Origin of the sequence: Alteromonas sp. P256, from assembly GCF_036864455.1 — a bacterium.
Classification (GTDB): Bacteria; Pseudomonadota; Gammaproteobacteria; order Enterobacterales; family Alteromonadaceae; genus Alteromonas.
In genome coordinates, this window is record NZ_JAZETM010000002.1 from 471,085 (window position 1) to 484,423 (window position 13,339).

At 45.1% G+C, this 13,339-nt stretch carries 10 protein-coding genes; 4 read left to right on the forward strand and 6 right to left on the reverse strand.

Annotated elements, in window-relative coordinates:
• Positions 1–53: 53 nt before the first annotated feature.
• From V7R39_RS05400 to V7R39_RS05420, 5 genes are all read right to left on the reverse strand, one after another.
• Entirely contained in the window at positions 54–3,143 is a 3,090-nt protein-coding gene (locus V7R39_RS05400) for an efflux RND transporter permease subunit (protein WP_334028983.1), read from the reverse strand.
• Positions 3,140–6,568: an efflux RND transporter permease subunit gene (locus tag V7R39_RS05405; RefSeq protein ID WP_334028986.1), complete on the reverse strand. Its 3,429-nt coding sequence runs from the start codon at positions 6,566–6,568 to the stop codon at positions 3,140–3,142. Before V7R39_RS05405 ends, V7R39_RS05400 begins: the two co-directional genes overlap by 4 nt.
• Before the next feature lie 25 nt (positions 6,569–6,593).
• On the reverse strand, positions 6,594–7,736 hold the full coding sequence (locus tag V7R39_RS05410) for an efflux RND transporter periplasmic adaptor subunit (RefSeq protein WP_334028989.1): 1,143 nt from the start codon (positions 7,734–7,736) through the stop codon (positions 6,594–6,596).
• Between the two features lie 244 nt (positions 7,737–7,980).
• The gene (locus V7R39_RS05415; RefSeq protein ID WP_334028992.1) at positions 7,981–8,376 is read right to left on the reverse strand and encodes an OsmC family protein; all 396 of its coding nucleotides are present in this window, start codon (positions 8,374–8,376) and stop codon (positions 7,981–7,983) included.
• A 22-nt stretch (positions 8,377–8,398) separates the two neighbouring features.
• A complete protein-coding gene (locus V7R39_RS05420; RefSeq protein WP_334028995.1) occupies positions 8,399–9,319 on the reverse strand; it encodes a S1-like domain-containing RNA-binding protein in 921 nt (306 codons plus the stop codon).
• Between the two features lie 65 nt (positions 9,320–9,384).
• On the opposite strand from V7R39_RS05420, the gene V7R39_RS05425 reads away from it, so the two are divergent.
• From V7R39_RS05425 to V7R39_RS05440, 4 genes are read left to right on the forward strand one after another with little or no spacing between them, the layout of a single operon-like run.
• Positions 9,385–10,110, forward strand: a complete 726-nt coding sequence (locus V7R39_RS05425) for a 5-oxoprolinase subunit PxpA (RefSeq protein WP_334028998.1) — start codon at positions 9,385–9,387, stop codon at positions 10,108–10,110.
• Between the two features lie 57 nt (positions 10,111–10,167).
• A complete protein-coding gene (locus V7R39_RS05430; RefSeq protein ID WP_334029001.1) occupies positions 10,168–10,923 on the forward strand; it encodes a 5-oxoprolinase subunit B family protein in 756 nt (251 codons plus the stop codon).
• A complete protein-coding gene (locus V7R39_RS05435; protein WP_334029004.1) occupies positions 10,913–11,923 on the forward strand; it encodes a biotin-dependent carboxyltransferase family protein in 1,011 nt (336 codons plus the stop codon). The genes V7R39_RS05430 and V7R39_RS05435 overlap by 11 nt, the downstream gene beginning before the upstream one ends.
• Positions 11,920–12,786: an aminotransferase class IV gene (locus V7R39_RS05440; RefSeq protein WP_334029007.1), complete on the forward strand. Its 867-nt coding sequence runs from the start codon at positions 11,920–11,922 to the stop codon at positions 12,784–12,786. Before V7R39_RS05435 ends, V7R39_RS05440 begins: the two co-directional genes overlap by 4 nt.
• Positions 12,787–12,876: 90 nt before the next feature.
• Here V7R39_RS05440 and fur read toward each other — a convergent pair whose 3' ends face one another.
• The gene (fur, locus tag V7R39_RS05445; protein WP_032095827.1) at positions 12,877–13,302 is read right to left on the reverse strand and encodes a ferric iron uptake transcriptional regulator; all 426 of its coding nucleotides are present in this window, start codon (positions 13,300–13,302) and stop codon (positions 12,877–12,879) included.
• Between the last annotated feature and the right edge of the window lie 37 nt (positions 13,303–13,339).

The window sequence follows — 13,339 nt, forward strand, 5'->3', positions numbered from 1 at the left end:
AAAGAACACCACACACCCAGCCAGGAAGTCATAACTGGTTAATTATGCTTGGCTTAAACCCTTACCCAACGCGACACTCTGTTACGTCCGTTGATAAAGAGTCGCTGAGTGTGGAATCTCAACTTGAGGAGTAATACATATGCTAACGGCACAAGGAACAAGCTGGTGAGCGTAGAAAATAGCAAACCTCCAATAATGGCGATGGCCATTGGGGAATAGGGTGGACCATCGCCGCCTATCCGCGTTGTGCCTATGGCAAGCGGAATTAGCCCCAGCACAGTGGTTGCCACTGTCATAAGAATAGGTCTTATTCGGGTAACGCACCCTTCAATAACGGCGTCGTATAAAGAAAGACCGTCATTAATAAGCTGATTAATTCTATCTACCAGCACAATGCCATTGTTCACCACAATGCCCATAAGTATAAGCATTCCAATCATACCCATTACCGACATTGACGTTCCGGTTACCATAAACGCCCAAAATACACCGGTGAAGGAAAACAATAAGGATGTGATGACCGATGTAGGTAAGATCAGCGATTCAAACAACGCTGCCATCACCACGTATATCATGCAAAGCGCCAATAGCATGTTCATCTGCATAACCGCATTAGCTTCATCTTGACGAGAGAAACTGCCGTCTAATGTCCAGGTGTAGCCTGTAGGCAGGGTAATATTTTCGAGAGCCGCTTCTATTTGCTGTCTCGCCTGTGCGGTGGTGGTCTCACCCTCAAGGTTGGCACCAATAGCCAGCGCGGTTTGGCGATAGCTACGGTTAATTTGCGACAGCTGAGGCTTTATTTCAAAATCAGCAATCATATTAAGGGTAATTGATTGGTTTTGCGCAAAGCCGATATTAATATTTTTGAGTGCACTAAGTGACGACTGAATATCGCTACCATATTTGAGCTGCACGTTAACCTCTCCAGCGTCGCTGTAGCGAAACGTCCTTAGATTACTACCGCGAAGTGCGGTAGCAACTAGTTTGGCTACATCGTTAACCGCAATACCGAATCGATTGGCTTTTTCTCTGTCAATTCGAATCTGAACTTCATCACGGGTTGAGCCGGTATCAGCCTTCACATCTTTAAGTCCATCCACTTTGGCAAGAACCGGCACCAGCTGGTCTGAAATTTTCATTAATTGCTCTGAAGACTCGCCAAGCAATGTCACTCGAATACCGCCACCACTGCCACTTTCCCACTGAAATGTGGGGCGTGCTCTTACGAAAGAGGGCATAGACTCACGGATATCTTCTTTAATCTGGCTAACCGGCACAGGTAGGTCGTCGTTAAGCGTAAGGCCGCTTGTTGCATACCCTGGAGTAAAATAGGTATATACCTGTTTAATATGAAAGCGTTCTTGATTTTCATACAAATACGCTTCCATTTTTTCAACCGTATTTTCTACCTCTGATAGGGTGTAGTTTTCGGTTATGTGGTAATTCAGCCAAATGCGTTCTTGGTTATTATTACCATCATCATCCGACGTCACCGCCTGCATGGGAATAATGGTGGATGCCAAAATACCAACAGCAATAAGTGATGTTTTACCCTGATTGTTAAGTACCCACTGAAGTATTTTCCCGTAACGAGAGATGTAAGCTGGGGGCGCTGACTGCTTGACCACCGGAATTTTCACTTTAGTGGTCAGTAAGGGAATGAGAGTTTTCGCAATAAAAAGAGAGGCAAATAGCGAAATACAAATGGCAACTGCCACGTGCTCTAAAAAGATGGTTACGTCAATTTTAACGCCAATGATATTGGGTAAAAATACAATGGCCGTGGTGGCCGTACCCGCAATGACGGCCAAGCTTACCTTGTTGACACCACTTTGTGTGGCATAAGCAATATCATTATTTTTTTGGCGCTCTTGAAAAATACTTTCAGTAACAACCACCGCATTATCTACCAGCATACCAACGGCCAGCATCAGTCCCATCAGTGACAGTATATTTAGGGTATAACCTAGTAAATACATAACGCCTAGGGCGATACATATAGAAAATGGCACCGACAGCACAACAATAAGTGTGGTGACCAGCTGGCGCAAAAATAGGTATAAAACGATGACTGACAGCAGTGCACCTAGCAAGCCTGCACTTAACAAATCGCTTAGGGAAGACGTAACGCTTTTAGCGGTATCGTCCATCACAAAAAGGTTGATACCTGAAAACTCAGGGTCGTTTTTTGCTTCATTGATCACGGCCATTACGGCATCTGATACGTTGACCAAGTTACTGCCAGATTCACGAAATACATTGAAGCCAACAGCAAAGCTTCTGTCTAAATGACGCCCTTCGTTTCGCAAAGGCAATTCATAGCTGACTTCAGCCACATCCGACAAACGAATATTGGGTTTGATCCACATTTGTTTAAAGTCGTTAATATCGTCAAATTCACCTGTTGGGTTAACAAGCACCTTTTGGCCATCGTTATACATGTAGCCTGCAGTCAGGGAAAAGTTAGCCCCTTGTAACTTTCGTTCAAGCTCATTACTGTCTATGCGATAGGTAGAAAGCTTTTTAGCGTTCAGCCGAATGGTGATTTGACGTTTCATGGTGCCATAAAGCTCAACTTTCGACACGCCGGGTACTCGTTCAAGCGGGTGCTTTAAGTTGCGCTCAAGCAAATCGTAAGCGTTAGAAAGGTCTCGATCGCTAGACACACGCAGCTGAAAAATAGGCATGTCATTGGTGTTAAATTTATACACCATTATGCGTTCAATATCTGAAGGCAGCTCATTTCTTATCGCGTCTACCTTTTCCCTTGCCTCGATACTTTTGGCTTTAAGGTTTTCTTCCCAGTCAAACTCAACAACGATTTCTGCTTTATTATCATAAGAACGGGCTTGCAGGCGCTTAATCCCTGACATGGTGGCAATGGCCGCTTCCACAGGCCGCGTTATCATGGTTTCTACCTCAATTGGGGTAGCGTCAGGGTAGGGGATTTCGATAACCATTTGGGGTATATCAATACCGGGAAATTTCTCTAACGGAAGCAGTCTAGAAGACACTAATCCAAACAGCAGCATGGAGAAAAATAACATGCCTATGGTGACGGGTTTGTTAAGGGCAAATCTTGCTAACGCCGCACCTATACCCGCTACTACAGTGGGCGACTTTTGTTGTGAAGGCTTCATAGCGCGCCTCCTTTTGCAATAGGCTCGTTGCGTGTCATCACTGCACTCGTATCCACCGGTATTTTTTTATTGTCAAATAAGCTATACAGCACTGGCAGTAAAACGAGCGTAAGTAAGCTGGCAAACAGTAATCCAAAAATAACCGTTACCGCCATAGGTGTTCTTATTTCCGCACCCTCACCAAAACCTAATGCCATGGGGAGCAAACCGAGAACGGTAGTCAATGTAGTCATTACAATGGGTCTTAAACGTGTTTGGGCAGCGTCAACAATGGCAGCGTGCTTTTCCATTCCGTCTCTGCGCAGCTGATTTATTCTATCAACAAGCACAATGGCGTTGTTCACAACAATACCGCACAGCATAATTAGCCCGATAAACACCACCACACTAAGCGGTGTGTTGGTGAGCCACAAGCCATACACTGAGCCTGCGCCTGCAAGTGGCACTGCGAACAAAATAAGAAGCGGATGAAGCAAGGATTCAAACTGCGACGCCATAACCAGGTACACCATGAATACTGCCAGGGCGAGAGCAAATTGCAGCGAGCGGAAGCTGTTTTGCATATCTTCACTTTGACCTGCAATGGTGGCGCTAAGTGAAAGAGGAAGCTGAGTTTCGTTAAGTACAGTATTCGCAACATCAACAGCTTCGTCTAGCTTTCCTTTCGCTAAATTTGCCGTAACGATAGCGACACGCTGCTGGCCAACGCGGGTAATTTCACTTGGGCCCACGCTCATGTAAACATCGGCTACTGCGCTTAGAGGAATAGGCTGTGTTGAACGAGGGTTGATAACAATTGCCCTTACGCCCGCGATATCGTTGCGCTGACTTTCAATAGTGCGAACCAATACATCAACCTTTCTATCTTCAACGCTGTATTGGGTGGCAATGCGCCCGCCCACTTTGGCGGCGATCAGTTGCGATACAGTGGCTGCATCTAAGTTTAGCCGAGCAAGCTTAGCGTGATCGAATTCTATTTTAAGCTCTGGATTGCCATCGCGAATGCTGGTGGTTACATCGGTAAAATTAGCAAAGCTTGCCAGCTTAAGCGCAATAGCGTCACCATATTCTTGCAACTGATTTAAATCGTAACCCGTTATTTCCACTTGTATTGGCGATGAAAAGCTAAAGAGTTCAGGCTCAGAAAACACTGATTCGATATTCGATTTGTTGTTTAGATAATCACGCAAGGTGTTTTGAACCTGTTGCATGTCATCTTGAGTCGCATTGGGTTGCATGACTACATTTAACCGGCCCCAGTGGTCGCCACCTTGATTAGGCGCAGCACTTACAAGGCTGCCCGTTCCAGACATCGCATAAGTACGCTGTACTTTTGTGTGGGCTCCGCTCTGCTCTTCGTCCTTATGCTCGCTCTCATGCTCGCCTTTATGCTCGTCTTCTGGACCACTGTCCAAGCTGTTATTCTCATTAAATACAACAGCCGCTAGTGCGTTAAGTTCGGCATCAGTTTTCTGCAAAGGAGAACCTGCTGGCAAGGTGATTTCTACTGAGAACTCTCCTTGTGACATGGTGGGAATGAGCTCCATACCCAACTGGGGTAACAGTAAAACGCCCCCAGCAGACACGGCTACTGCAATACCTAGCACTGCCGTTCGAGCGCGAAGGCTTGCTTTCAGTAACACTTCATACGCTTTTGATAGGCCCTCAAACCCTTTGGAAAACAGCCAAACAAGGGGTGTGAACACTACCGACAAACATTTGCTGATGATGTGCCATGCACCAATTAACAAAGTAACAAGGGCTGCAGGCAAGAAAACAAAAACAAACTTGAATAGCGCTCTAATAGGCCAGGTGGCGTAAAACGCTATTTTACCTAACAGACTCGTAGGGGCTGTTTTTACAGAGGCTGACGGGTTATCGAATGTATCTTGGTGAGATAATTGTTGCGTTGATTTTCTTCTTGCCATCGCCGGAATGATGGTGAGCGCCACCACGAGAGATGCGGCAAGGGCAAAGGAAACCGTTAGCGCTTGGTCTCGAAATAACTGACCAGCAATGCCTTCAACAAAAATAAGGGGAACGAATACGGCCATGGTGGTTAATGTAGAGGCGATTATCGCACCCGATACTTCTTTAGTGCCCTTAGAGGCCGCCTCAAATTGCGTCGCGTTTTCGTTTTCGCCATGTTGGGTCGTTGTTAAGCCACGCTTGTGTTTGCGGTGGCGATCAATATTTTCAAGCACAACAATGCTGTTATCTACCAATAGCCCAACAGCAAGAGCAATACCGCCAAGGCTCATCATATTTAAGCTTATGTTGTTGGCATACATTAAATTAAACGTGGCAATAACAGACACAGGAATAGACACGGAAATGATAACCGTTGCCCAGAAGTCTTTTAAAAACAAATACAGCACCAACATGGCTAGAATACCGCCCACAATGGCCGCTGATTTAACGTTGTCGATGGCCTGTTTTATAAACACGCTCTGATCATAAGTTTGACTAAGTGCATAATTTGAGGGGAGGGCTTTTTGTACTTCTTTCAGGCGACGTGACACATTGGTAGCCACATCCACCGCATTAGCGTCACCTTCTTTATAGATAGCTATTTCAACACCTTCAGTGCCATTAAAGCGCGTGATGACACTTCTGTCTTTATACGCACTTTGTACCACGGCAACATCTTTTAATTGGATGTTTCGATTACCAGAGCGGCCTATAAATAAGTTTTCGATATCGTCTAGTGTTTCAAACTGGTTTAGTGTTCGAACTAAAAAGGCTTGGGCGGCATTGTCTATTCTTCCGCCTGCGGCGTTAACATTTTCCGCTTTTATACGCTCAACAATGTCTGTGATGGGAATGGATAGCTGACTGGCTTTACGCTGGTCAATAAGAATGTGAATTTCATTTTCTAGCCCTCCGCCTAAGCGCACGGCCGCAACACCTTCAACAGATTCTAAGCCTCGTTTTACTTGTTGTTCGGCGTATAAACGCAAGCGTTTCATACCGCTTTCGGAAAGGTTTTCGGTATCAGTGGTGAGGCCTAACTTGATGACGGGATCTAAGCTGGGGTTAAACCGCAGCAGTCGAGGTTTTTCAATGTCCAGAGGAAGTCGAAGTACGTCTAGTTTTTCTCTCACTTCTAAGCTGGCAAAGTCCATGTCCGTGCCCCAAGCAAAGGATAAGACCACGTCTGATTGTCCTGCACGTGAGGTAGAGGTAACTTTACGCACGCCTTTAACAACGCCGATAGACTCTTCGATGGGTTTAGATATCAGTTGTTCTATTTCTGCAGGGGCGGCGCCATCGTAATCAGTGCGTATAGTTAAAGTGGGGTAAGACAAATCAGGCAATAAATTCACCGACAGCCTACCAAGAGACACCATACCAAATAACAACACCGCGAAAGTAAACATAGAAACGGCGACGGGACGCTTAACAGCAATATCGACAATACGCATAATACTATTCCTTATTTATCTTCGCTTAGCTGTTTACAACTTCAACAGGCGCATTGTCTTTTAAATTTTGATGTCCCGCAGTAACGACTTGCTCGTTACCAGTTAACCCATGAGTGACTTCAATAACATCGTTATTTTCAAATCCGGTAGATACATTAACTTTCTTAACCACGCCACCGTCGACTACAAAAACGCTGTGGGTATTATCAATGGTAACCAGAGCACGGCGGGGCACGAGTGTGGTATTGGCATGAGTGGCATATTCAAGAGACACATCAGTGAACATGCCGGCTTTCAACGTGTTTTGTCCATTGGGCACTCGCAGAGTTACTTTAAAGGTACCGGTAGTGGCGTCGATAACGGGGCTGATTCGCTCAACGTGTGCGGTTATTTCTTGATTGTTTAACGCCGCAACGTTTAGGGTAGCAACTTGGCCTACAGACACATTTGTTAATTCGTTCTCTGGTAGGAATACTACGCCCTGAAGATCTTTTTGCTGCACAATATGAAACATTCTTTCACGTTGGAAAGACTCGGTTAAATTACCTACTTTGGCATTGCGAGATGCAATAAAGCCACTGATAGGGGCCTCGATAGTGGTTTCTTTTAAATCCAATTCAGCAATGCTCAACGAGGCTTTAACTGATTCATACTGGGCGTTGAGTTTATCGTAGGTATCGTGACTAATGAGTTTTTGTGAGTATACCTTGTTGACGCGTTCGAGCTCGTTTTCGATACCTTGTAAATCAGCGCGTGCTTTTGACACATTGAGCTCATACCGACGCTTATCTAGCTGTGCCAACGCTTGTCCTTTTTCTACGTAGTCGCCTTCTTCTACGAATATGGCTTCAATAATTCCTGATGCGCGGGCAGAGACAAACGCTTCTTCACGGGCCTCTAAAATAGCGGTGGTATCGTACGTTGAGGTAATGTCGCCTGTTTTTAAGTGCAGTGCTTCAACGGGAATAGCGAATACCGTCTCTTCTACTTTGTCAGGGCCATTCTCTGCATCAATCGCATCAGCATCTGTGCAGCCAGTTGCAAATGCGCTTAGCGCTAGAATTGTGCTACCGATAACCGCATAGCGTAAAAGTAGAGAGTTAGCGTTCGAACTGCGAAGTGAAGCGTTGTTTGCGTTCTGATATGAGGTGTTATGTGTTGTTTCCATGGTCAATGCCCTAACATTTATTGTCGTTATATCATAATGACCAGTATCAGCAGATAACGTGCCAGTAAACTAAACGTTATAATTTTCAGTAAGTTAGGGGTTTTTAAAGGTGAAAAACAAAAAGGCCAACCGAAATGGTTAGCCTTTTTTACTATCTGTTAGCCAATATTGCTAAGTTAAAGCGATTTAAACTAAAGTCTACAAGCCCAAAGCCTGCCTAAACATCGCTTATTCCACTGATTTTTTATTCAACCAAGGTGTAGCTGGTGGTAATGTCAACATTGCCCTTAAGCATTAACATGACCGAACAGTATTTTTCTGCTGATAACTGCACAGCACGGGCTAACGCCTTATCGGTAATTCCCTTTCCTGACACCGTGTAGTGAGCATGTACTTTTTCAAACACCCGTGGTGGCTCTTCAGCGCGGGTGGCCTCAAGCTCACAATGACACGCTGTAATGTCAAAGCGCCCTTTTTTCAAAATATCGACGACGTCCACACTTGAACAGGCACCAATAGCAACAAGCACCGATTCCATAGGTGAAACAGCGTTGCCGTTTCCATCCATCACGGTGTTGTAACCACTGTCGGTAGTACCAGTAAACGTAAGGTCTTTATCCCATGAAACACGTGCTTTCATTATATATCCTGAGTTGTGTAGGTTAAATATTTGTGTTCAATCGTATTGCATCAGCGTTAATAGTAATTTTTTTCTGTTTATACAGCGCACCCAATGCCTTTTTATAGGCCGCTTTACTCACATTAAAATGCGTGTAAATGTCTTCAGGTGCACTCTTGTCAGTGAGAGTCGATATGCCGCCGTGGGCGTCTAAATCATCTAAAATAGCCTGCTGAAGCTCACTTCGCGCATCTTTATCTATACGCTGAAGCACCACGTCAATTTTGCCATCTTCGCGAATTGTTTTTATTACACCTGAGGTAGCTTGACCTACTTTCAATGGTTTAAACGCGTCGCTGTGAAAAATCAGCCCAAGATTCTTTTCGTTTATCACGACTTTAAAGCCAAGATCTGTTTTGGCATAAACTAGGCATTCAACATCGTCGCCTTCATTCAAATAGGCGTTACTTTCCTGTAAAAAGTAGTGAAGCTTGGTCGCACCCAAAATACGCTGGGTTTTATTGTCAAAAAACGTATAAACAACGTATTTCATACCCGCACTAACAGGCTCGGCTTGATAGTCGTCTGGAACGAGTAAATCGTTATCTAATCCCCAGTCGAAAAATGCGCCGAAATTGGTTGCAGATACCGCTTTTAATATTTTGACTTCACCCACTTGGATCAGCGGTTTTTTCACCGTTGCGTAGGGCTCTCCACGCTGATTTGTGGCAACAAATACCTCTATCTCCGCATTTGTTGCAAGGGGTGTTTCAACCTCATCAAGAGGAAGAGTAACGGTTTCATCGATGCCAAGAGTGTGGGCCTCTGAATCGAAAACAGCAGCACCTTCGTTATCAGTCCCACTCTCAAACTCGTTTTCATTAGCGTCTAGGGCGGCTAGGGCGTACCCAAAAGGGTATTCTGCTACCACGCGCAATGTATTAATTTTTCCAATATTTATCATTAACACTGACTTTTTTAATAGAACAGGTAACATAATATCGGATTGGAGTTAAGAGCTAAACCATTATGAAGTTAAATTGCGATTTAGGTGAAAGTTTTGGGGCTTGGTCGATGCCTGTGGAAAAGGACATTATGTCTGAAATAGACCAAGCAAACATTGCCTGTGGCTTTCACGCTGGCGATCCATTGGTCATGAAAGCCGCGCTGGATATTGCCAAAGCCCACGGTGTGTCGGTTGGTGCTCATCCGTCTTACCCTGATTTACAAGGGTTTGGACGCAGAAGTATGGCAATGCAAGCCAATGAGCTTAGCGCCTGTATTCAATATCAGGTAAGTGCATTAATTGGTATGGCAGATATTGTAGGGGCAAAAGTCGATTACGTTAAACCCCACGGTGCACTCTATAACGACATGATGAAAAATAAGGACATTAGGCAAACCGTGATGAAAAGTGTTGCTGCCATGTGCCATGGAAAACTTCCGCTGATGGTCCAAGCCACATCTCAATACCAAGGGATAGCAGATGAAGCAAAACAGCATGGTGTATCGCTGTTGTTTGAAGCTTTTTCTGACAGACGCTATACCGATGAAGGCTATCTGCAGTCTCGTCAAATAGACGGCGCTGTTCTCAGTTCGCAAGAGGCGTTAGTACAGGCCAAGCAACTAATAGAGCAGGGCACAGTAACAACTGCATCAGGCGCCACGTTATCTATTCAAGCAGACAGTTTGTGTGTGCACGGCGATACAGCCGGCGCCGTAGAGATAGCCCGCCAAATTAGAGCATACCTATAACTATGTTGTTTCAAGAAACACGTTATTTTGAAAGTGGTCTTAAGGTAGGAGGTGCTCATGCAACCTTTTGGCAGTATTAAGCAGTTTGTTCCCGTGGGAGCAGATGCCATCATGTTGTATTTTTCAGGTTCTGACTTAGAGCAAGCAAATGCCGCCTGCCAGCAATGGTTGCGTGTACTCGATAGGGCTGCCATTCATAGCGAGCAGCCTTGGCTTGTAGAATGTGTGCCATCTTACGATAGCTTATTAATAATATTCGATATTGAGCGAGTCGATAGCCACTTTGTATACAATACGCTTCGCAGCTGGCAAAACGGTGGAAACACCATAAGTGGCCCGGCATTTGGTGACCCGGCAGTGGGTAGCCAGGAAGGTGGTGAAACTGAAGTAGCCGCAGGAAAATGCCATACATTACCGGTGTGGTATGGCGCGCCAGAGGCTAACGATCTCGTTGAAATTAGTCAGAAAACATCCTTATCAATTGAAGATATTATTTCGCTTCATACCAGCGTTGAATACAAGGTCTACGCGGTGGGCTTTGCTCCCGGTTTTGGCTACATGGGTAATATTGTGCAACAGCTACAGTGCCCTCGATTGAGCACGCCCAGAAAGAGGGTGCCGAAGGGAGCGGTAGCCATCGCAGATAGACAAACCGCTGTCTATCCTAGCGAATCTCCCGGCGGCTGGAATTTAATGGGCCTGTGTCCTGAAAACATGCTGGATAAAACCAATCATTCTTTGCTAAGTGCTGGCGATACCGTAAAGTTTGTGTCGATAACAGAAAGTGAGTTTAACGCCTATCATGAAGGTTGAAGTAATTTCGAAAGGCCTTTTCAGCCTCATTGTTGATGAAGGCAGAAAAGGTAAGCAGCGTCAGGGGTTCTCCCAATCAGGCCCTATGGACGAAATAGCGTATCGTTGGGCAAATTTTCTTGCTCATAACCCTGACAATACGCCCTGTTTAGAAGTGATGGGAAAAATGACGGTCTGTTTTCATGAGCCTACTATTGTTGCCGTTGCTGGGCGGCAGGTAAAGGTGCAGGTAAATGGGCATGACCAACCGTCTTATTCCAGTATTAAGGTCAATAAAAATGACTGCTTAAGCTTTGAAAGTGAATATGTTGGAAGTAAGGCGTATCTTGCTATTTGTGGTCAGTGGAAGGTTCCTTATCACGTTGACAGTGCATGTACTGTAGTTCGGGAATCTCTTGGCGGCCTTCATGGCGATGGTCGAGTGATTAGCGACAGTGACTGTATCGATATAAGTCGTTGCGATGAGCAAACCTATGCAACGTTATCTGTTCGTCAGCTGCCAATCCAGCACAGCATGTCAATGCAATACAGCATGTCGATAAAGCACAGCATGTCGATAAAGTGTGGGCAGCAGATAGCCTATGACATAGACGCGCCGTTACGTGTTATTAAAGGGTATCAAGAAGCGCATTTTAGTCAGGTCGCAAAGCGCATGTTTGAAAGCTCAGAGTATACGGTCAGTTCGTCAATTGACAGAATGGGCTATCGTTTGACCGGAGCAGATATTGCTTCATCACTATCTTCAATGCATTCAGAGGCTATTCATGTAGGCGCAATTCAAGTACCTCCAGATGGACAGCCTATTATTATGATGCGCGATAGACAAACCCTGGGTGGCTATCCGAAGTTAGGATGTTTGAACCCACTCGATGTGAGTCGCTTGGCTCAGCGGGTTCCTGGGGAAACTGTTTCCTTTATTTTTCAAAATAGTGAAGAAGCCCGAGCCGACATTCTTTTGTCTCGGCAACACGTGCTGCGATTGAGAGGAGAAATTGCATGACAGTCGCTTTTTTAAACGGTGAATACCTTCCCCTTAGTGAAGCAAGAATTTCACCCATGGATAGGGGCTTCCTATTTGGAGATGGTATTTATGAAGTGATACCGACCTATGCAGGGAAACCAGTAGGGCTTAAGGGCCATTTGTCGCGGTTGGCCTCGGGGCTATCGGCCATTGAAATTGATAACCCTTATGACGATGCCATGTGGACATCCATTGTGCTGCAGCTGGCAACAGAAAATGCTCAGCATATAGAAAGTGGTAACGTGGGAGTGTATTTCCATGTGAGTCGAGGTACTGACACTAAGCGTTATCATGCATACCCAACTGGCGTTACACCAACGGTTTTTGCTTTCGCGTTTGAAATGGCAGCCCCCCAGTCAAATTCAAGAAGCAGTGCCAAGGTGTTCAAAGTGGCACTAGAAGAAGACAAGCGCTGGCAGCGATGCCATATAAAGTCCACATCGTTGCTTGGCAACGTCATGCACTTTCAAAGTGGCGTAAAGGCTGGTGTTAACGAAACGATTTTGTACAACGAGAAAGGGCTGATAACTGAGGCAAGTTCGTGTAACGTATTTATGGTGAAAAACGGCATGATTAAAACGCCGCCTTTAAATAACGAATTGCTGCCAGGGATCACCCGCCACATTGCACTAGAATCGTTTAAGCGTGCAAACCTTAACGTTGTAGAGGAGTGGTTTTCTAAAGAGTCACTGCTCGATGCCGATGAGGTGTGGCTTACATCCTCGAGTAAGGAAGTGTCTCCGGTAATTGAAATTGATGGGCATGTTATTGGTGAGGGCGCGGCAGGTGAAGTGTGGGAACGTGCAATAAGGGCGTATCACGCTTATAAATTTGACGCTTAATGCGCATATAAGCAGCGTTTGAAAAGCGAAAAAAAACCTGCCGATATTAGGGCAGGTTTTTTATTTGAACTTTAGGTCGACACGCCTTGATTAGTCGAGTGTGTCACAGTTCCCGTCGGTGCATTCGCCGTACAGATACAGGCTGTGGTGAGTAAGCTTAATATTGTGCTGCTTTGCCACCATTTCTTGTCGCTGCTCGATGATATCGTCTTCAAACTCAATCACTTTTCCACACTTAAGACATACCAAGTGATCGTGATGGTCTTTATGGCTTATTTCGAAAACAGATTTGCCGCCTTCAAAGTGATGACGATTTAAAATGCCGGCGTCGTCAAATTGGTTAAGAACGCGGTACACCGTAGCTAAACCAATTTCTTCATCTTGTTCGATAAGAATTTTGTACACATCTTCCGCACTTATGTGTTGATTATTTGGGTCTTGCAGAATTTGTAAAATTTTAAGGCGAGGCAGAGTGACTTTAAGCCCTGCTCTTTTCAATTCTTTATTTTGATCCATTACAACCTACTGAGAAAGTGTGAAAACATTTGCAGGT

Coding starts and splice junctions, on each gene's coding strand:
- V7R39_RS05400 (WP_334028983.1), bottom strand. CDS start 3,143: ATGAAGCCTTCACAACAAAAGTCGCCCACTGTAGTAGCGGGTATAGGT.
- V7R39_RS05405 (WP_334028986.1), bottom strand. CDS start 6,568: ATGCGTATTGTCGATATTGCTGTTAAGCGTCCCGTCGCCGTTTCTATG.
- V7R39_RS05410 (WP_334028989.1), bottom strand. CDS start 7,736: ATGGAAACAACACATAACACCTCATATCAGAACGCAAACAACGCTTCA.
- V7R39_RS05415 (WP_334028992.1), bottom strand. CDS start 8,376: ATGAAAGCACGTGTTTCATGGGATAAAGACCTTACGTTTACTGGTACT.
- V7R39_RS05420 (WP_334028995.1), bottom strand. CDS start 9,319: ATGATAAATATTGGAAAAATTAATACATTGCGCGTGGTAGCAGAATAC.
- V7R39_RS05425 (WP_334028998.1), top strand. CDS start 9,385: ATGAAGTTAAATTGCGATTTAGGTGAAAGTTTTGGGGCTTGGTCGATG.
- V7R39_RS05430 (WP_334029001.1), top strand. CDS start 10,168: ATGCAACCTTTTGGCAGTATTAAGCAGTTTGTTCCCGTGGGAGCAGAT.
- V7R39_RS05435 (WP_334029004.1), top strand. CDS start 10,913: ATGAAGGTTGAAGTAATTTCGAAAGGCCTTTTCAGCCTCATTGTTGAT.
- V7R39_RS05440 (WP_334029007.1), top strand. CDS start 11,920: ATGACAGTCGCTTTTTTAAACGGTGAATACCTTCCCCTTAGTGAAGCA.
- fur (WP_032095827.1), bottom strand. CDS start 13,302: ATGGATCAAAATAAAGAATTGAAAAGAGCAGGGCTTAAAGTCACTCTG.